Below are 19,805 nucleotides of genomic sequence, written 5' to 3'. Positions count from 1 at the left end.
GCCCGGGTGCCCCACGCACCCCGGCCGGCGGCCGGTGCCGTAGCGGCGTCAGCCGGCAGCCGCCGGCCGGTCGAGGAAGTGCAGCAGCGCGCGCTTCTCCGGCAGGTCGATCACCGGGCCGGCCCGGAACCCGCTGCGCCGCAGCCGGCGGAGCATCCGGTCGTTGCGGACGTCCGGTTCCATGACGATCCGCAGCCGGCCCGGGTCGGCGAAGACGAACTCCAGGATCGCGCCGAACAACGCGCCGGTGAAACCCCGCTCGGCGGTCACCGGCGGTCCGACGAGCAGGTGGACGCCCACGTCGCCGGGGAGCACCTCGTAGCACCCGCCGACCGGATCGGCCCCGGGCTCGTACGTCTGCACAAGCGCCACCGGCACGCCGTCGCGGTGTGCCAGGTACGCGTGGTGGGTGGCAAGCGAGTCCAGGTACGCGTAGATCTCGCGTACGCGCTCGCGGCTGGCCTCGCGCATCCCCCAGAACCGGGCGCGTTCGGCAGTGACCCAGCCGTGCAACAGGTCGGCGTCCTCGTCCGGGCGCACCGGGCGGACGGTGACCACCCCGAAACCGGTCACGTCGCGCCGGTGGTGCGGTTCGTCAGTGCTCATCCGACTCCTCGGTGAGGCGGTCCCAGTCGGTGGTCACCGGCAGCAGTTCGCCGGCCAGCCACGCGGCCTGCTGGTCGTCGTGGTGCGGGTCGCCGGGCACCCCGCAGGCGCCCAGCGGGACCACCCAGCGGCTGTCCTGGCGTCGGGCCAGGTCCCAGACGAACCGCGCGGCCGGCCCCCGGAAGCACGCGTGGGTGACGCCGGGCACGCTTGAGGTGGCCAGCACGCAGTCGTGGTCGCCGTCGAGGCGGGGACCGGGTGCGGCGTCCGGGTCGGGCAGCGCTTGCCACGGCGCCAGCCGGTGCAGGTCACCCCAGCGCACCGGGCCGTCCGCCGCGTCCGCGACCTCCTCGGCCGCCGCGCGGACCGCCGCCGCCGCGTCGAGGCCGGGCAGCGACGTGCCGCCGAGCAGGTGCTCCAGCGCGTAGCCGACCCGCGGCGTCAGCGCCAACCAGGGCGCGAACACCTCGGGGTACGCGGGCGGCTCGGCCAGTGCGGCGAGGGCCGGGTGGGCGGCGATCCGGCGCACGACGGCGGCCCGCAGGAGGGCGAAGTCCGCCGCGTCGGCGCTGTCGGCGGTCATCCGCCGGTCCCAGCGCAGCAGCCGGTCACGCAGCGCGGCGGCGGCCGGGCCGAGCCCGGTCAGCCCGCCCAGCACCGCCACCAGCGCCCCGGCCGAGCCGAGGTGCGTGTCGGTGTGCACGACCGCCATCGCCTCGGCCGTCCAGCCCCGGCCGGCGTCGAGCAGCTCGGCGATCCGCCGCGCCCGGTGCGGTGGGGCGAACTCGACGCCGAGCGGCGCCGCCAGCCCCCGCTCGTTCGCCATCACCGCCCGGCCGGTCACCTGGGCGCGGGGCAGCGGCGCGTGCCAACCGCGCCAGGCGTACGCGGCCTCCCAGGCGGGGACCACCCGTCGGCCGTTGTCGGGGTGCCGCTTCGGCACCGCCCCGGCGACCCGGTTCAGCAGCCCGCCGGCGGTGTCCGCCGCCTGCACGACGTTCACCGGCTCCACCCAGTGCCGCAACGCCTCGTCCACATCGGACACCCTACGGGCGCGCAGCAGTTCCGGTAACGCCGCGAAGCCCAACTCGCCGCGGACCCGGGGCGGGTAGCGCAGGCTCACCGCCGTCTCGTCGTCCGGTCCACCGGCGATCACCGGCCCCCGGTCGGTCTCCACCACCTCCACAGGGACCGGGTCCGCGCCGGCCACCTCGATCGTCTCGACGTGGACGTGCGCCTCCCGCCAGCCGTCCGGGCCGAGCGCCTGCACCCGCGTGCCGTGCCGGCGTAACCGCTCGGCGTAGACGTCCTGGTAGTCGGCCATCGCGTTGGTGATCGCCCACGCCACCGCGCCGGTGTGGCCGAAGTGGGCGATGCCCGGCACGCCGGGCACGGCCAGTCCGACCACGTCGTACTCCGGGCAGGCCAGCCGGATCTGCTGGTAGACGCCCGGATCCTCGAGAAACCGGTGCGGGTCGCCGGCGAGCAGCGCACCGCCCGTGCCGGTCCGCTCGGCGGCCAGCAGCCACCCGTTGCTGCCGGCCACGGCCGGCCCGTCGGTGGCGAACGCCTCGACCGCCGCCGGGCCGAGGCGCTGCGCGACGTGCTCGCGCCACAGCTTGCCGGGAAACCCCGCGAACAGGATGTGGTGCCCCAGCCACACCGCGAGGGGAGTCCACGGCTCCCACCGGCCCGGGGCCAGCCCGGTGGCGGCGAACTCCGGTGACCGGGCCGCCCCGGCGGCGAGGCCGGCGTTCACCCCGTCGACGTACGCGCCCACCCACTCGGCTGTCGCCTCGTCGAGGTTGGCGTGGCAACGGCGGGCGGTGTCGTCGAGCCGGACCTGGCGTGCGAAGCGGTCCCAGGCGAGCGCGTCGACACCGAGGACTGCCGCGCTGGTGCCCGCCGACCGGTGCCGTTCCACCTCGATCTGCCACGCCCGGTCGTACGCGGTCACCCGGCCCTGCGCCGCCGCGAGGGCGAGCGGGTCGGCGGCGCGTACGTGCGGGACGCCCCACGGGTCCCGGTAGACCCCCGGCCTCATGACGGCTCGGGCGCGCGACGGCGGGCGGCCGGGACGACGAGCGGGGTGCCGGTCTCCGGGTCGTCGATCACCCGGCAGGGCAGCCCGAACACCTCGGCGACCAGGTCGGCGGTGACCACCTCGCGGGGGTCGCCGGCGGCCACCACCCGCCCGTCGCGCATCGCGATGAGGTGGGTGGCGTACCGGGCGGCGTGGTTGAGGTCGTGCAGCACCGCGACGAGCGTGCGCCCCTGCTCCTCGTGCAGCCGTGCGCACAGGTCGAGGATCTCGATCTGGTGGGCGATGTCGAGGTACGTCGTCGGCTCGTCGAGCAGCAGCAGCGGGGTCTGCTGGGCCAGCGCCATGGCGATCCAGACGCGCTGCCGCTGGCCGCCGGACAACTCGTCCACCGGCCGGTCGGCGAGGTCGGCGACCCCGGTGGCGGCCATCGACTCGTCGACGATCCTCTCGTCCTCGCGCGACCACTGCCGCAGCAGACCCTGGTGCGGGTAGCGGCCCCGGGCGACCAGCTCGGCGACGCCGATCCCGTCCGGGGCGATCGACGACTGCGGCAGCAGGCCGAGGGTGCGGGCCACCGTGCGGGCGGGCAGGTCGTGGATGTCCCGACCGTCGAGCAGCACCGCGCCGGCGCTGGGGCGCAGCATCCGGGACAGCGCGCGCAGCAGCGTCGACTTGCCGCACGCGTTCGGCCCGATGATCACCGTGAACGACCGGTCGGGCACCGCCACCGTCAGGTCCTCGGAGATGGTGCGCCGGTCGTAGGCGAGGGTCAGCGCGGTGCCGCCGAGGCGGGATGTCATTGATGCTCCTTGAATCGTCTCGCGGGTGTTCACAGCCGACCCGCCCGGCGTTCGACGGCCAGCAGCCAGACCAGGTAGCCGCCGCCGAGCACTCCGGTCACCACGCCGACCGGGAGCTGGTGCCCGGGAAACGCGCGCTGGGCCAGCAGGTCGGCGCCGACCAGCAGCGCCGCGCCGAGGGCCATCGACGGCAGCAGGTTCGGGCCGGGGGCCCGGGTCAGCCGCTTGGCGACGTGCGGCGCGACGAGCGCCACGAACGACACCGGGCCGGCGGCCGCCGCCGCGAACGAGACCAGCAGCACCGCCGAGGCGAGCAGCACCAGGCGCAGCCGGCGTAGCGGCACGCCGAGCGCGCTTGCGGTGTCGTCGCCCAGCTCCATCATCCGCAGCGCCGGGGCGCAGCCGACGAGCACCAGCGGCGCGAGCACGGCGGTGACGGCGAGCAGCGGCCCGGCGTTGGCCCAGCCCCGCCCGTCCAGGCTGCCGGTGAGCCAGAGCACCGCGCGGGCGGCGTCCATCAGCGGCGCCCGGGTCAGCAGGTAGCCGTTGACGCCGGTGAGGATCGCGGCGACGCCGATGCCGACCAGGACGAGTCGGTAGCCGTGCACGCCCCGCCGCCACGCGAGCGCGTAGATCAGCAGGCCGGTGGCGAGCCCGCCGACGACCGCGGCGCCGGCCAGGGCCAGGCTGCCGCCGCCCAGGACGACCACCACGAGCGCGCCGGTCGACGCGCCCTGGGTGAAGCCGAGAATGTCCGGGCTGCCCAGCGGGTTGCGGACCAGGGACTGGAACACCGCGCCGCCCAGCGCCAGCGCCGCGCCGACCAGCAGGGCGGTGACCAGCCGGGGCAGGCGCAGCTCGGTCACGATGAACTGCTCGGCCACGCTGCCGCCGCCGGTCAGGGCGCGCAGCACGTCGGTCGGGCCCATCGGGTAGTCGCCGCTGCCCAACGCGACAAGGCCGAGCCCGGCGGCGAGCACCGCCGCGCCGAGGCCGACGGCCAGGGCGCGGGGGCGGAACCGCACCGACAACCCCCCGGGGGTACGGAGAACTGTCATCGTGCTGAGCCCGTTGGTGCGCGCGCTCACGGGTGTGCCACCCGTGAGCGGGTGACCAGCCAGAGGAAGAGCGGGCCGCCCAGCACGGCGGTGACCATGCCGACCTGGAGTTCACCGGGCCGGCCGAGCACCCGCCCCAGCACGTCGGCGCCGAGCAGCAGCACCGGCGCGAGCACCGCGCAGTACGGCAGCAGCCAGCGCAGGTCGGGCCCGGTGATCGCGCGCACCAGGTGCGGCACCAGCAGGCCGACGAAGACGATCGGGCCGCAGGCGGCGGTCGCCGCGCCGCAGAGCAGGGTGACCGCGACGATCACGGCGGCCCGGATCACTGCCGGTCGGGCGCCCAGGGCGCGGGCCGCGTCGTCGCCGAGCGCGAGGGCGTTCAGCGGACGGGCGGCACCGAGGGCGACCAGCAGGCCGACCAGGATGAACGGCGCCACCCGGGTCACGGTCGCGGAGTCCGCGCTGGCCAGCGAGCCGACCGTCCAGAACCGCAGCCGGTCCAGCGAGGCGGTGTCCAGCAGCATGATCGCGCTCACGAACGAGTAGAGGGTGGCGTTGAGGGCCGCCCCGGCCAGTGCGAGGCGGGCGGGGGTCGCGCCGCGCCCGCCGCCCACGGCGTACACGAGCGCGGTGACGAGCGCGGCGCCGAGCAGCGCGAACCAGACGTACCCGCCGATGGCGGTGACGCCCAGGAAGGTGGCGGCGACGGCCACGGCTGCGGACGCGCCGGCGTTGATGCCGAGCAGCCCGGGATCGGCGAGGGGGTTGCGGGTGAGGGCCTGCATCACGGCGCCGGCCACGCCGAGCGCCGTGCCGGCGAGCAGTCCGAGCAGGGTGCGGGGGAGACGCATGCGGTGCACCACCGCGTACTCGGTCGCGTCGCGGTGCAGCAACCCGGACCAGACGTCGGCGAGCGGCAACGACTTCGCGCCGACCGCGATGCTGAGCACCAGGATCACGACGAGCAGCACCACGGCGCCGAGCAGGCCGACGGCGCGGGCCGCCCGGCGTCGCTTCGGGGGAGGGGCCGTCGACACGTCCGGCACGTTCGGTGCTGACATGGCGACGGTGGGTGTGGCGTCCAGTGTGGGCTCCGGGGGTGTGGCGACACGGCGAACCGCTGTTGACAACTACCGAGGTTAGGCTAACCTAACCCCGCTGTCCCGGTCGCCCCGACCTTCCCTTGATCGAAAGACGACACCATGCCCGATGCACTGTCCGCCCGTCGCCTCTCTCGTCGTGGCCTGCTGGCCGCCGGCGGCGCCGCCACGCTGGCCGCGCTCCTCGCCGGCTGCGGCAAGGACGATGCGGCCAAGCCCGCTGGCAGTGGTAATGCCGGTGGCCCCTGGTCGTTCACCGACGACCGCAACAAGAAGATCGAGGCGGCGAGTCGTCCGGCGCGCGTGGTGGCCTTCACCGGAGTGGCGGCAGCACTGGTCGATTTCGGTCTCGACAAGCAGCTCGTCGGCGTGTTCGGCGAGACCAAGCGCGCCGACGGCACGGCCGACCCGCAGGCCGGCGCCCTGAACGTCGAGACCGTCGAGATCCTCGGCAATGTGTGGGGCGAGTTCAGCCTGGAGAAGTACGCGGCCCTGCGCCCCGAGCTGCTGGTCACCCACATGTACGACCCCGACGCCCTCTGGTACGTGCCGGACGAGAGCAAGGACAAGATCCTGCCGCTCGCGCCCAGCGTGGCGATCACCACGGCCCGGGTGCCGATGACCAAGCCCATCGAGCGGTACGCGGCGCTTGCCGAATCGCTCGGCGCCGACCTCTCCGCCAAGGTGGTCACCGACGCGAAGGCCCGCTTCGACGCCGCAGCGGACGCCGTCCGGCAGGCCGTCAAGGCCAACCCCGGCATCAAGGTGATGGCCTGCTCCGGCAGCCCCGACCTGTTCTACGTGTCCAACCCCAAGGTCAGCACCGACCTCATGTACTTCGCCGAGCTGGGCGTCGACATCGTGGTGCCCACCAAGCTCGAGGCCGGCGACTACTTCGAGGCGCTCAGCTGGGAGAACACCGGCAAGTTCCCCGCCGACCTGATCCTGCTGGACAACCGCAGCACCGCCCTGCAGCCCAAGGACCTCGCCGCCAAGCCGACCTGGCAGCAACTCCCGGCGGTCAAGGCCAACCAGGTGACCCCGTGGGACGCGGTGCCTCGCTTCTCGTACGCCGGCTCCGCGCCGCTGCTGGAGAACCTCGCGACCGCCATCCGGAACGCGAAGAAGGTCAGCTGACGCCATGAGCACGAGCACCGTCGAACCCGTCGCCCTGCAGTACCGCTTCTTCGCCGCGCACGTCGTACGGGCCCGCCAGGTCGGCGCCTCGCTGATCCGGGTCACCCTCGGTGGCGCGGAGCTCGTCGACTTCGCCGGCGGCGGCCGGGACCAGAGCGTCTCGCTGTTCCTGCCGCACCCCGGGCAGGACACCCCGGTCGTCCCGGTCGAGCGGGGCGACGACTGGTTCGGCGCCTGGCGGGCACTCCCGCCGGAGGTCCGCGCGGTCATGCGCTCGTACACCATCCGGGAGCACCGTCCGGAGGCCGGCGAGGTGGACATCGACTTCGTCGGTCACGGCGGCACCGGTCCCGCCTCGCGCTGGGCCAGCCTGGCGGGGTTCGGCGACCGGGTGCTGCTGCTCGGCCCGGCGGTGCACGACAACCGCAGCGTCTGCTTCCGCCCGCCGGACGACACCGACCTCGTCGTGCTTGTCGCCGACGAGACCGCGCTGCCGGCCACCGCCGGCATCCTGGCCTGGCTGCCCGCCGGCGCCCGGGTCCGCGCCTGGATCGAGGTCCCGGACGCCGCGGACATCACCGAGCTGCCCACCGAGGCCGCCGCGGAGATCCGCTGGATCGTGCGCGGCAGCACCCCGCCCGGCAGTGACCTGCTGGTCAGCGCCCTGCGCGCCGCCCGCCTGCCCGCCGGCAAGCCGTACGCCTGGATCGCCGGCGAGTCCGGCGCGGTGCGGGCGCTGCGCCGCCACCTGGTCGGCGAGCGTGGCATCGACCGCCGCCGGGTGACCTTCGCCGGCTACTGGCGGCGCGGGCTCTCCGAGGAGGACCTGCGCGCCGAGGCGCTGGCCGGCGCCACCGCCTGACCAGCGACCCACCAGAAACGCAGCACGGCCCCCGACGCGCCGCCGGGTCGGGGGACGGTTCCGGCTGCCCATCGTCGAGAACGTGGAGGACATCCCGTGACCGTGCCGACGTACCCCGTTGAGCCCGACCCGCCCGCGCCCGCCGGCGCGCTGGCCGCCCCTGCGCCGGCGTCGACCGCCGCGCTGCCGAAATTGGTCGACGGCAAGGCCGCCGCGCGGGCCCACCTGTTGCACGACGGCTCGGTCGAGCAGTACCGGCGGGCGATCGCCGCCGGCGTCGACCGGGTCGCCCGCCGGGTCGCCGCGGTGGACCGGCCCGCCACCGGCGTCACCCCGGCCGAGTTGGCCCCGCTGGTGGACCGGGTCGACCTGGACCGGCCCCTGGGCGACGCCGGCGCGGCCCTGGACGAGCTGGAGGACGTCTACCTGCGCGACGCCGTCTGGTTCCACCACCCCCGCTACCTGGCCCACCTCAACTGCCCGGTGGTCATCCCGGCGCTGCTCGGCGAGGCGGTCCTCAGCGCGGTCAACTCCTCCCTGGACACCTGGGACCAGAGCGCCGGGGCGACCCTCATCGAGCGGCGACTGATCGACTGGACCGCCCGGCGGATCGGTTTCGGCCCGGACGCGGACGGCGTGTTCACCAGCGGGGGCAGTCAGTCCAACCTCCAGGCGTTGCTGCTGGCCCGGGAGGAGGCGTGCGCCGACGCGACCACCCCGGCGGCCCGCGCCGAGCTGCTGCCCCGGCTGCGGGTGCTCACCTCCGCCGCCGGGCACTTCAGCGTGCAGAAGTCCGCCAAGCTGCTCGGGCTCGCCCCGGACGCGGTGATCGCGGTACCCACCGACGCGCAGCGGCGGATCCGGCCCGCAGCCGTCCGCGAGGAGATCACCCGGTGCCGGCAGGCCGGGCAGGTCGTGATGGCTGTCGTCGGCACCGCCGGCACCACTGACTTCGGCTCCATCGACCCGCTCACCGACCTGGCCGGGATCTGCGCGGCGGCCGGCGTCTGGCTGCACGTGGACGCCGCGTACGGCTGCGGGCTGCTCGTCTCGCCGACGCGCCGGCACCTGCTCGACGGCATCGAACGGGCCGACTCGGTGACCGTCGACTACCACAAGTCGTTCTTCCAGCCGGTCAGCTCCAGCGCGCTGCTGGTCCGCGACCGGCGGGTCCTGCGGCACGCCACGTACCACGCCGACTATCTCAACCCGGCGCGCATGGTGGAGCAGCAGATCCCCAACCAGGTCGACAAGAGCCTGCAGACCACCCGCCGGTTCGACGCGCTGAAGCTCTGGCTGACCCTGCGGGTGATGGGCCCGGACGCGCTCGGCGCACTCTTCGACGAGGTGGTCGACCGAGCCGCCGACGCCTGGCAGCTCGTCAGCGAGGACCCCCGCTTCGAGGTGGTGACCCGCTCGCAGCTGAGCACTGTGGTCTTCCGCTACCTGCCCACCGGCGCGGGCCGGGAGTTCGTCGACGCGGCCAACCTGCACGCCCGGGAGGCGCTTGCCGCCTCCGGCCTCGCCGTGGTCGCCGGGACCCGGGTGGACGGTCGGCACTTCCTCAAGTTCACGCTGCTCAACCCGGCCACCACAGTCGACGACGTCGGCCACGTGCTCGAACTGATCGCCGGCCACGCCGGTCGGTACGTGCGCGAGCGCGCCGCCGCCGACCTGATCTGCCCCGTCGGCTGATGCCGGTGACCCCGAACCCGCGCCTGGAGACCCCGATGTCCACCCACGACTTCATCGCCATCGGGCTCGGCCCGTACAACCTGGGCCTGGCCTGCCTCACCGCGCCGATCGACGAGCTGGACGGGGTGTTCCTGGAGGCCCGACCGAGCCTCGCCTGGCACCCCGGCATGCTGCTGGAGTCGGCCCGCCTGCAGACCCCGTTCATCGCCGACCTGGTCAGCCTCGCCGACCCGACGTCGCCGTACTCCTTCCTCAACTACCTCAAGGAGATCGGCCGGCTCTACCCGTTCTACATCCGGGAGAGCTTCTACCCCCTGCGCAGCGAGTACGACGCGTACTGCCGGTGGGCGGCGGCCAAGCTGCCGAACCTGCGCTTCGGTCAGACGGTGACCACGGTCGAGTACGACAGCGCCGACGAGCGGTACGTGGTGCGGGCCACCACGGGCGAGGGGGAGAGCGTCGAGTACCGGGGCCGGCACCTGGTGCTCGGCACCGGCACCCCGCCGCACCTGCCCGCCGCCGTGGCCGGGCTGCCCGGCGACGCCGTGCACAACTCGCGGTACCTGGAGCACCGGGACGCGCTGCGGGCCAAGCGCAGCATCACAGTGGTGGGCAGCGGGCAGAGCGCCGCCGAGATCTACCACGACCTGCTCGGTGACCTCGACCGGTACGGCTACCAGCTCAACTGGGTCACCCGCTCGCCCCGGTTCTTCCCCCTCGAATACACCAAGCTGACGCTGGAGATGACCTCACCGGACTACGTGGACTACTTCCACGCGCTGCCCGAGGCAACCCGCTACCGACTGGAGGCCGAGCAGAAGGGCCTGTTCAAGGGGATCAACGCCGACCTGATCAACGACATCTTCGACCTGCTCTACGCGCACAGTGTCGACGGGCCGGTGCGTACCCGGCTGCTGACCAACACCGAGCTGGTCGACGCCGCCCACCACGACGGGGAGTACCGGCTCGGGTTGCGACACGTGGAGCAGGAGCGGGACTTCGCCCTGCGTACCGAGGGGCTGGTGCTGGCCACCGGCTACCACTACCGGGTGCCGGAGTTCCTCGCCCCGGTTCGGGAGCGGATCCGCTGGGACGCGCACGGGCGGTTCGACGTGGCCCGCAACTACAGCATCGACCACAGCGGGCGGGGCATCTTCCTGCAGAACGCGGGCACCCACACGCACAGCATCACCTCACCCGACCTGGGCATGGGCGCGTACCGAAACTCCTGGATCATCCGCGAACTGCTCGGCCGGGAGCACTACCCGATCGAGAAGGGCATCACCTTCCAGGAGTTCGGCGCGCCGGCCGGGGTGACGTCGTGAGCGTCGTCTTCACCCGCGTCGACGACCGGCTCGGCGCGTTCGCCCTGCGTACCCTCGAACCGGAGGCCGACGCCCCGCTGCTGCACGGCTGGGTGACCCACCCGAAGGCGGCGTTCTGGCTGATGCAGGACGCCGACGAGGCCCGGGTGACCGAGGAGTACCGGCGCATCGCCGCGCACCCGCACCACGACGCGTACCTCGGGCTGTGGCGGGGGGAGCCCGCCTTCCTGGCCGAGCGCTACGACCCGGCCCGTGTCGAGCTGGTCGGCCTGTACGACGTCCAGCCCGGCGACGTGGGCATGCACTTCCTGTGCGCGCCCGCCGGCGACCCCGTGCACGGCTTCACCCGGGCGGTGATCACCACCGTCATGGCCTGGCTCTTCGCCGACCCGGCGACCGAGCGGGTGGTGGTCGAGCCGGACGTGCGCAACACCGCAGTGCACGCGCTGAACGCGGCCGTCGGTTTCGAGGTCGTCGGCCCGATCGCCAAGCCGGAGAAGGACGCGCTGCTCAGCGTCTGCACCCGAGCCCAGTTCCAGGCCGCGACCGCCACCCGAACCGAAGGAGCCCCGGCGTGACCTCCACCGCCGTCCCCGCCCAGACGACAGCGGCGCACGCCGCCCTGACCGCCCCCGGCGCGCACACCGCTGCCGGCGACGCCGTCGCGCATCTCACCCCGCAGCGCTGGGCCCGCGCCAACCGGATGCTGGTCCGCAAGGCGCTTGCCGAGTTCACCCACGAACGGCTGCTCACCCCGCAGCCCGTGCCGGGCCCGGACGACAGGCAGTGGTACGAGGTTCGCAGCGACGACGGCACGGTCACCTACCGCTTCGTCGCCCGGGTGCTCGCTCTTGCGCACTGGCAGATCGACGCCGACAGCATCACTCGGCACCGGGACGGCGTCGAGGTGCCGCCCGACGCCGTGGACCTGATCGTCGAGCTGCGCGGCGCCCTCGGGCTGTCCGCGCGGGTGCTCCCGGTCTACCTGGAGGAGATCACCTCCACCCTGGCCGGTACGGCGTACAAGCTGGCCCAGTCCCTGCCGAGCGCCGCCGAGCTGGCCGGGTCGGACTTCCAGACCATCGAGACGTCGATGACCGAGGGGCACCCCTGCTTCGTGGCCAACAACGGCCGGCTCGGCTTCGGCGTCGACGAGTACCACCGCTACGCCCCGGAGGCCGCCACGCCCGTACGCCTGGAGTGGCTGGCCGCGCACCGCGACCACTCGACGTTCAGCAGCGCCGCCGACCTGGACTACGACGCCCTGATCTCCGGCGAGCTGGACGCGGAGACCCGGGCCCGGTTCGCCGCCACGATGGCCGAGCTCGGGCTGGACCTCGCCGACTACCACCTCATCCCGGCGCATCCGTGGCAGTGGTGGAACAAGCTGGCCGTCACGTTCGCGGGGGAGTTGGCCGAGCGTCGGCTGGTGCACCTCGGCCCCGGGCCGGACTCGTACCTCGCGCAGCAATCGATCCGGACCTTCTTCAACGTCACCGAGCCGCGCCGGCACTACGTCAAGACCGCGCTGTCGGTGCTGAACATGGGCTTCATGCGCGGACTGTCCGCCGCGTACATGGCGGCCACCCCGGCCATCAACGACTGGCTGGCGGACCTGATCGCCGGCGACGAGGTGCTCGCCGGCACCGGGTTGACGATCATCCGGGAGCGGGCCGCGGTCGGTTACCGGCACCGGCAGTACGAGGCGGCCACCGAGCGCACCTCCCCGTACCGCAAGATGTTCGCCGCGTTGTGGCGGGAGAGCCCGGTGCCCGGCCTGGCCCCGGGGCGGCGGCTGTCCACGATGGCCGCGCTGCTGCACACCGACGACGACGGCGGCTCGCTGGCGGCGGCCCTGATCGACAGGTCCGGCCTGACGCCCGAGGTGTGGCTGCGCCGCTACCTGGACGCCTACCTGACCCCGCTGCTGCACAGCTTCTACGCCCACGACCTGGCCTTCATGCCACACGGCGAGAACGTCATCCTGGTCCTCGACGAGCACCACACCGTCGAGCGGGTGATCTTCAAGGACATCGCCGAGGAGATCGCGGTGCTGAACACCGACGCCGAGCTGCCGGAGCAGGTGCGGCGGATCCAGGTGGAGGTGCCCGACGACACCAAGCTGCTGAGCATCTTCACCGACGTGGTGGACTGCTTCCTGCGCCACCTCAGCGCGGTGCTGGTCGAGGCCGGGGTGCTCACCGAGGACGCCTTCTGGGGCACGGTCGCGGCCTGCGCGGCCGACTACTTCGACCGGGTGCCGCACCTGGCCGAGCGGGTACGCCACTACGACCTGTTCGCCCCGGAGTTCGCGCTGTCCTGCCTCAACCGGCTCCAGCTGCGCGACAACCAGCAGATGGTCGATCTGGCCGATCCGTCGGCGGCCCTGCAGTTCGTCGGCACCCTCGCCAACCCCCTCGCGGCCCACGCCCCGGCCCGCTGACACGGCCCCCCGCGGGTACCGCCAGTCGCGCCCGGCCGGCGCCTGTGGAGCGCCGGCGGGGCGCGGGCGGGGCGCGGGCGGGGCGCGGGCGGGGCTGAGACGCACGCGTATGCGCCGGACGCTGTCGCGCATGGCCGGGGCGGCCGACGGCCGGTGCAATGGAGGGCATGGGTTTCCTGCGCAGCGCGAGTCTGCTCGCCGCCACCGTGACCACCGGCCTGACCGCCGGCCTGTTCGCCGCGTTCGCCTACGCGGTCATGCCGGGCCTGAGCCGGACCGACGACCGGACGCTGGTGCTGGCCATGCAGCGGATCAACGAGTCCATTCTCAACGGATGGTTCGCCGTCTGCTTCGGTGGCGCGCTGGTGTGCACGCTGCTGGCGGCGGCGCTGCACCTGGGCGCCGGGCACCGCGCGGTGCTGCCCTGGATCGTCGCCGCGCTGCTGCTCTACCTGGTGGTGCTCGGCGTGACCGCTGCCGTCAACGTCCCTCTCAACACCGTGCTGGCCCAGGCCGGCGACGTCGACCGGATCACCGACCTCGCCGCCCTGCGGGAACGCTTCGAGGTGGCCTGGGTGCGCGGCAACGTCGTCCGGGCCGTCGCCTCGACCGGCGCGTTCGGGCTGCTCGCGTGGGCTCTGGCCGTCGCCGGCCGGCCGCTCGGCTGAACCCGTTCGTGTTATCGATAACACGAGCGGGCCCGCCTTACCCCAGACGGTGAGTGGCACGGCGGCACACCGGTCTTCCACAGGCGCGGGACCAGCGTCGACAGTTACCATCTTGAATTGATGGGGCCTGGGGCCGTAACATGCCGGACACGGATGTGAACGCTAACGTTCGGACCCCTGCATCCCCGCCGAGCCCGTCCCGCCCGGTTGTCGTCCCGTCGCCGGTAGCGCTCACCTGGAGGTCCCATGTCGTCCCTGCCCCTCAGCCGACGCCGCGTGCTGCAAGCCGCCGGCGCCACCGCCGTGATCTCCGCGACCGGAGCCACGACGCTCGGCGCGGGCCCCGCCGCCGCTGCCGTGGTCCCGCCGGCGCGGCCGGACATCGGCGTCGGCGCCTATGCCTTCGACCTCGGCCAGGTGCGACTGACCGCCGGTCGCTGGCTGGACAACCAGAACCGCACCCTGAACTACCTGCGCTTCGTCGACGTCGACCGCATGCTCTACAACTTCCGCGCCAACCACCGGCTGTCCACCAACGGCGCCGCCACCAACGGTGGCTGGGACGCGCCGAACTTCCCGTTCCGGACCCACATGCAGGGGCACTTCCTGACCGCTTGGGCCCAGGCCTACGCGGTGCTGGGCGACACCACCTGCCGGGACAAGGCGAACTACATGGTCGCCGAGCTGGCCAAGTGCCAGGCCAACAACGGCGCGGCCGGCTTCGGGGCGGGTTACCTCTCCGGTTTCCCGGAGTCCGACTTCTCCGCCCTCGAGGCGCGCACGCTGTCCAACGGCAACGTGCCCTACTACTGCATCCACAAGACGCTCGCCGGGCTGCTCGACGTGTGGCGCTACACCGGCAACACGCAGGCCCGCACGGTGCTGCTGGCCCTCGCCGGCTGGGTCGACACCCGCACGTCCCGCCTGAGCAGCAGCCAGATGCAGTCGATGCTCGGCACCGAGTTCGGCGGCATGAACGACGTGCTGACCGAGATCTACCAGATGACCGGCGACTCCCGGTGGCTCACCACCGCCCAGCGGTTCGACCACGCCTCCGTGTTCAACCCCCTGGCCAACAACCAGGACCAGCTCAATGGCCTGCACGCCAACACGCAGGTGCCCAAGTGGGTCGGCGCCGCCCGCGAGTTCAAGGCCACCGGGACGACCCGCTACCGGGACATCGCCAGCAACGCGTGGAACATCACCGTGCGCGCGCACACCTACGTCATCGGCGGCAACAGCCAGGCCGAGCACTTCCGGGCGCCCAACGCGATCGCCGGATACCTCAGCAACGACACCTGCGAGCAGTGCAACACCTACAACATGCTCAAGCTGACGCGGGAGCTCTGGCTGCTCGACCCGAGCCGGACCGACTACTTCGACTACTACGAGCGCGCCACGATCAACCACCTGATCGGCGCGCAGAACCCGGCCGACAGCAAGGGCCACATCACCTACTTCACCCCGCTCAAGCCGGGTGGCCGGCGGGGCGTGGGCCCGGCGTGGGGTGGCGGCACCTGGAGCACCGACTACAACTCGTTCTGGTGCTGCCAGGGCACCGGCGTGGAGATCAACACGAAGTTGATGGACTCCATCTACTTCTACAGCGGCACCACGCTTACCGTGAACCTGTTCGTGCCCTCGGAGCTGAACTGGTCCCAGCGGGGCATCACGGTCACCCAGAGCACCACGTACCCGGTGAGTGACACCACTACGCTCACCCTGGGCGGCACGATGAGCGGGTCGTGGAGCGTCCGCGTCCGCATTCCGGCGTGGACCAACGGCGCGACGGTAAGCGTCAACGGTGTGGAGCAGTCCGTCGCCACGACGCCCGGCAGCTACGCCACTGTCACGCGTACCTGGGCCGCCGGGGACACCATCACCGTGCGTCTGCCGATGCGTGTCGTCGTACAGCCGACCAACGACAACTCCAGCATCGCCGCCGTCACCTACGGTCCGAGCGTGCTCGCCGGCAACTACGGCAACAGCACGCTGAGCGCGCCGCCGGCGCTCAACGTCTCGTCCATCGCCCGGACCAGCACCAGCGCGCTGGCGTTCACCGCCACCGCGAACGGGTCGACGGTCAACCTCGGGCCGTTCCAGGACGCCCACGGCTTCAACTACACCGTCTACTGGAACACCAGCGGCAGCAGCGGCGGCGGCAGCAGCCACCGGCTGGTCAACGTGGGCACCGGCCTGGTGCTCGGCATCCAGAACATGTCCACCGCCGACGGCGGGCTCGCCGTGCAGTGGGGTGACACCGGCACCGCCGACCACAACTGGGTCGTGGTGACCGACGGCAACGCGGTCCGGTTCCGCAACGTCAACAGCGGCAAGGTCCTCGGCGTGGAGAACATGTCCACCGCCGACAACGCCCGCGTGCTGCAGTGGTCCGACAACGGCACCGCCGACCACCGGTGGACCCTGGTGGACAACGGCGACGGCACCTACAAGATCCGCAACGTCAACAGCGGCAAGCTGCTCGGCATCCTCAACGGGAACACCGCGTACGGCGCGCAGGCCGTGCAGGACCCGGACAACGGCAGCGCGGACAACCGCTGGCGGCTCGTGGCAAACGCCTAGCGCTCACGCCACCACGTCGAGGGGCTCGACCTCGCTCAGTCGGCCGTTCCCGCGCGCCCGAACGCGCGGGCCAGCTGGGCCAGGTCGAGCCCTTCGAAGTGGTCCAGGAACCGCCTACGTACGGCCGCGAGATGGCTGGGCCAGGACTCCTCCAACCGGGCGAAGCCCGCGTCGGTGAGCACCGCGTTCCAGCCGCGGGCATCCTCCTCGCACCGTTCCCGCTTGACCAGGCCCTGCGTCTCCAGCCGGATGATCGTCCGGGTCATGCCGCTGAGCGAGAGGTAGCAGGCCGCCGCTAGCTCGTGCATGCGCATCCGCCGGTCCGGCGCCTCGGAGAGATTCATCAGGGCCGTGTACTCGGTGAGCGGCACCTGCCGGTCGCTGACCATGTCGGCGTCGATGGTGCGCGGCACCACGTACATCACCCGGCCCAGGGCGCGGACCAGCGCCTCCTCGTCGGAATCGAGGGGTCGCAGCGGCTCGGAACTGACGTCGGGCATGCTCTCAGCATAGTTGCTTGATTGAGCAATTGCTCACCCAGCGTGTGACAACAGCCATAGGACCGTCATTTGCTTGACGAAGCAAGAAGTGGCTAGCGTTCCGACGTCAGGTTCGGACTACTGAAAGGCGCAGCCATGACCAGGATCGGGATCATCCTCGGAAGCACCCGCCCGGGGCGTAACGGCGAAGCCGTCGCCCGTTGGGTCCACGAGATCGCCCAGCAGCGCTCCGACGCGCAGTTCGAGCTGATCGACCTGCTCGACTACAAGCTGCCGCACCTCGACGAGGCGTACCCGCCCTCGATGGGTCAGTACAGCCAGCCGCACACGGTGCGCTGGGCCGAGACCATCGCGTCGTTTGACGGGTTCGTGATGGTAACGCCCGAATACAACCACTCGACCTCGGGCGCCCTGAAGAACGCCATCGACTTCCTCTACGGCGAGTGGAACAACAAGGCCGTCGGCTTCGTCAGCTACGGCTCGGTCGGCGGAACCCGGGCCGTCGAGCACCTGCGCCTCATCGCCGGTGAGCTGCAGATGGCCGACGTGCGCTCGCAGGTCGCCCTGTCGCTCTTCACCGACTTCGAGAACTTCAGCGTCTTCAAGCCCAACGACCACCAGCGGGACGCGCTCAACGCGACCCTCGACCAGGTCGTGGCCTGGAGCGCCGCGCTCGCGCCGCTGCGCAAGGGCTGACCCCTTCGCGTACGCCCTGAGACGGCCCCGGGAGTCCATCCCGGGGCCGTCTCAGCTCGACCGGACGTCGTGGGCGCTGCCGGTGGCAACGGCGTGCAGCTTGTCGGGATTGGCGACGTTGTGGATGGCGGTGATGCGGCCGTCCGCGTCGATGTCCAGGGTGACGGTGGCGATCACCCGACCCGCGCCGCTGAACACCACGCCCGGCCCGCCGTTGATCTCGGCTCGGGCAACTGTCATGTCGCCGGGCGGGACACCCTGGTAGGTGACGGTGCCGATGGCGGCGAACCAGGCGGCCACCGTCCGGGCGCCCACGATCGGCCGCAGCGCCTGACGGACCTTGCCCCCACCGTCGGTCCACAGCGTGACGTCCGGGGACAGCAACTCCAGGAGGGTGTTGAGGTCCCCACCCGTCGCGGCCGCGACGAACCGTTCGGTGACCCCGCGCTGCCGCGCCCGGTCCGCCGGGAAGCGCGGACGCCGGGCCCGCACGTGCTCGCGGGCACGGTGCGCGGCCTGGCGCACCGCGGCCTCGGAGCGTTCCACCGCCTCCGCGATCTCGGCGTGACTGAAGTCGAAGACCTCCCGCAGGACGAACACCGCTCGCTCCAGCGGGCTGAGCGTCTCCAGCACGACAAGCATCGCCATCGACACCGACTCGGCGTCGGTGACGGCGTCGGCCGTGTCGCCGACGGTGAGGATGGGCTCCGGCAACCACGGTCCCACGTAGGTCTCGCGTTGACGCTGGGCGGAGCGCAGACGCTGCAACGCGAGGTTCGACGCGATCCGCGCCAGGTACGCCCTGGGGTCGGCGACCTGGGAACGGTCGGCCGCCGACCAGGCGATCCACGCGTCCTGCACCGCGTCCTCCGCGTCGGCCGCACTGCCGAGGATGCGGTACGCCACGGCGAACAGCAGGTTGCGGTGGCGATGGAACACCTGCTGGTCGGCGCTCTCGACGGATGGGGTCACCGCGCGTCCCGCAGCCGGGTGAAGCGGCCGCCGCGCGGCCAGAACGCGCCGGAGGCCGGCATTCTCGACATGCGGCGGTACGTCGGCCAGGGGGAAGCGCTCACCGTCTCCTTGTACCAGACCGCGGCGCGACCGGTCAGACACACCCGGCGCGGGCTGTCGTCGGGGTGGGTGAACTGCACCACCGCGTCACGCCGTCCCAGGCTCACCGGCGTGTGGTAGTAGCCGAACCGGAACGGCCGGGGCCGCCGGCCCCGGATGGCCCGGGCGATCGACACCCCGACGTGCACCCCGGTCGGCATACCGCTCTGGCAGGTGCCGTGCAGGACTCCGTGGCCCTGCGGGATCGCCGCGGCGTCGCCGATCGCGTACACGTCCGGGTGGGAGACCGACCGCAGCGTCGCGTCGGTGACGACGCGACCGCGGTCGTCCACTGTCAACCCCGCCGCGGCCGCCAGCGGGGACACCCGCGTGCCGCCGGTCCAGACGACGACCTCGGCGCCCACCGTCCGTCCGTCGGCCAGCTCGACCCCGTCCGGCAGGACCCTCGTCACCGCCGACCCGCCGCGCACCTGGACGCCCAGGCGCGTGAGGGCGTTGCCCAGGTACGCCCGTGCCTTCGCGTTCATGTCCGCCCCGGGCTCCCGCCGGCCGACGAGCACGACGGCCAGCTCCGGGTGCCGCTCGGCGATCTCGGCGGCCGCCTCGACGCCGGTCAGTCCGCTGCCGGCGACGACGACGGTGCCGCCGCCGAGCCGCGCCAGCCGGTCGGCCAGCGCCGCCGCGTCCCCCGGGCTGTCCAGGGTGTACGCGTGCTCCTGGGCGCCCGGCACCGCTGCCGTGTCGGCGACGCTGCCCAGCCCGTAGACGAGCGTGTCGTAGGGCAGTTCCCGGCTGTCGTCGACCCGGACGGTCCTCGTCTGCGCGTCCACCGCCGTCACCCACCCCCGGACGAACCGCGCGTCCGTGCCCGCCAGCAGGGTGGGGATGGTCAGCTCGGCGAGGTCCTGCCCGGTCGCCGCCATGTGCAGCCGCAGCCGCTCGGTGAACCGTTCCTGCGCGTTCACCACTGTCACCTGCACGTCCGAGCGCCGCCGGGTGCGCGCCGCGAGTTGGATCGCCGTGGCCATGCCCGCGTAGCCCGCGCCCAGGATCAGGACTCGGTGCGGGGTCTGTGCTGTGCTCATCGGGGTGCCTCTCCGCTCGTCGTTCCTCGCCGATCGAGGTGACGACCAGGAGATGCGGGACGCGCGCCGGTTCGTGACATCGGCCCGGTGTGACGGTCAGCACTGCGCTCCGAGGGCCGCTACCCT

General features: G+C 72.8%; 17 protein-coding genes. 9 read left to right on the top strand and 8 right to left on the bottom strand.

Annotated elements, in window-relative coordinates; translation table 11 throughout:
• Positions 1-48 precede the first annotated feature (48 nt).
• From MILUP08_RS20380 to MILUP08_RS20360, 5 genes are read right to left on the bottom strand one after another with little or no spacing between them, the layout of a single operon-like run.
• Positions 49-606, bottom strand: a complete 558-nt coding sequence (locus tag MILUP08_RS20380; RefSeq protein WP_007461042.1) for a GNAT family N-acetyltransferase — start codon at positions 604-606, stop codon at positions 49-51.
• Entirely contained in the window at positions 596-2,650 is a 2,055-nt protein-coding gene (locus tag MILUP08_RS20375; RefSeq protein ID WP_007461041.1) for a penicillin acylase family protein, read from the bottom strand. Before MILUP08_RS20375 ends, MILUP08_RS20380 begins: the two co-directional genes overlap by 11 nt.
• Positions 2,647-3,450: an ABC transporter ATP-binding protein gene (locus tag MILUP08_RS20370; protein ID WP_007461040.1), complete on the bottom strand. Its 804-nt coding sequence runs from the start codon at positions 3,448-3,450 to the stop codon at positions 2,647-2,649. Before MILUP08_RS20370 ends, MILUP08_RS20375 begins: the two co-directional genes overlap by 4 nt.
• A gap of 29 nt (positions 3,451-3,479) precedes the next feature.
• Positions 3,480-4,508 (bottom strand): FecCD family ABC transporter permease, encoded by a 1,029-nt coding sequence (locus tag MILUP08_RS20365; protein WP_039908443.1) that lies wholly within the window; start codon positions 4,506-4,508, stop codon positions 3,480-3,482.
• 26 nt (positions 4,509-4,534) lie between these two features.
• On the bottom strand, positions 4,535-5,572 hold the full coding sequence (locus tag MILUP08_RS20360) for an iron chelate uptake ABC transporter family permease subunit (protein WP_083915883.1): 1,038 nt from the start codon (positions 5,570-5,572) through the stop codon (positions 4,535-4,537).
• A 141-nt stretch (positions 5,573-5,713) separates the two neighbouring features.
• Here MILUP08_RS20360 and MILUP08_RS20355 point away from each other — a divergent pair, with 141 nt between their 5' ends.
• From MILUP08_RS20355 to MILUP08_RS20320, 8 genes are all read left to right on the top strand, one after another.
• Complete coding sequence (locus MILUP08_RS20355; RefSeq protein ID WP_007461037.1) at positions 5,714-6,748, top strand: ABC transporter substrate-binding protein; 1,035 nt, start codon at positions 5,714-5,716, stop codon at positions 6,746-6,748.
• A gap of 4 nt (positions 6,749-6,752) precedes the next feature.
• A complete protein-coding gene (locus MILUP08_RS20350; protein WP_007461036.1) occupies positions 6,753-7,610 on the top strand; it encodes a siderophore-interacting protein in 858 nt (285 codons plus the stop codon).
• 96 nt (positions 7,611-7,706) lie between these two features.
• Positions 7,707-9,305 carry a pyridoxal phosphate-dependent decarboxylase family protein gene (locus MILUP08_RS20345; RefSeq protein ID WP_007461035.1) on the top strand — a complete coding sequence of 533 codons (1,599 nt, stop codon included), beginning with the start codon at positions 7,707-7,709 and terminating at the stop codon, positions 9,303-9,305.
• Positions 9,306-9,340: 35 nt separating this feature from the next.
• Positions 9,341-10,630, top strand: a complete 1,290-nt coding sequence (locus MILUP08_RS20340) for a lysine N(6)-hydroxylase/L-ornithine N(5)-oxygenase family protein (protein WP_039908440.1) — start codon at positions 9,341-9,343, stop codon at positions 10,628-10,630.
• The gene (locus MILUP08_RS20335; RefSeq protein ID WP_007461033.1) at positions 10,627-11,208 is read left to right on the top strand and encodes a GNAT family N-acetyltransferase; all 582 of its coding nucleotides are present in this window, start codon (positions 10,627-10,629) and stop codon (positions 11,206-11,208) included. The genes MILUP08_RS20340 and MILUP08_RS20335 overlap by 4 nt, the downstream gene beginning before the upstream one ends.
• 125 nt (positions 11,209-11,333) lie before the next feature.
• Positions 11,334-13,073 (top strand): IucA/IucC family protein, encoded by a 1,740-nt coding sequence (locus MILUP08_RS20330; protein ID WP_051066011.1) that lies wholly within the window; start codon positions 11,334-11,336, stop codon positions 13,071-13,073.
• Between the two features lie 167 nt (positions 13,074-13,240).
• Entirely contained in the window at positions 13,241-13,741 is a 501-nt protein-coding gene (locus tag MILUP08_RS20325) for an anthrone oxygenase family protein (RefSeq protein WP_144056976.1), read from the top strand.
• A gap of 246 nt (positions 13,742-13,987) precedes the next feature.
• Positions 13,988-16,324, top strand: coding sequence for a beta-L-arabinofuranosidase domain-containing protein (locus tag MILUP08_RS20320; protein WP_007461029.1), 2,337 nt, complete (start codon positions 13,988-13,990; stop codon positions 16,322-16,324).
• A 35-nt stretch (positions 16,325-16,359) separates the two neighbouring features.
• On the opposite strand, the gene MILUP08_RS20315 is transcribed toward MILUP08_RS20320, so the two are convergent.
• Complete coding sequence (locus tag MILUP08_RS20315) at positions 16,360-16,824, bottom strand: MarR family winged helix-turn-helix transcriptional regulator (protein ID WP_007461027.1); 465 nt, start codon at positions 16,822-16,824, stop codon at positions 16,360-16,362.
• 135 nt (positions 16,825-16,959) lie between these two features.
• Here MILUP08_RS20315 and MILUP08_RS20310 point away from each other — a divergent pair, with 135 nt between their 5' ends.
• Entirely contained in the window at positions 16,960-17,520 is a 561-nt protein-coding gene (locus MILUP08_RS20310) for an NADPH-dependent FMN reductase (protein ID WP_007461025.1), read from the top strand.
• Between the two features lie 51 nt (positions 17,521-17,571).
• On the opposite strand, the gene MILUP08_RS20305 is transcribed toward MILUP08_RS20310, so the two are convergent.
• Together MILUP08_RS20305 and MILUP08_RS20300 are read right to left on the bottom strand one after the other, a co-directional pair.
• Positions 17,572-18,492 (bottom strand): RNA polymerase sigma-70 factor, encoded by a 921-nt coding sequence (locus MILUP08_RS20305; protein WP_007461022.1) that lies wholly within the window; start codon positions 18,490-18,492, stop codon positions 17,572-17,574.
• Positions 18,489-19,679 (bottom strand): NAD(P)/FAD-dependent oxidoreductase, encoded by a 1,191-nt coding sequence (locus tag MILUP08_RS20300; RefSeq protein ID WP_007461020.1) that lies wholly within the window; start codon positions 19,677-19,679, stop codon positions 18,489-18,491. Before MILUP08_RS20300 ends, MILUP08_RS20305 begins: the two co-directional genes overlap by 4 nt.
• Positions 19,680-19,805: the final 126 nt, after the last annotated feature.

This window comes from Micromonospora lupini str. Lupac 08, assembly GCF_000297395.2.
In the GTDB taxonomy this organism is placed as follows: Bacteria; Actinomycetota; Actinomycetes; order Mycobacteriales; family Micromonosporaceae; genus Micromonospora; species Micromonospora lupini.
Note: the sequence above shows the minus strand (reverse complement) of the source record. Positions and strands in the feature narration are given on the sequence as shown.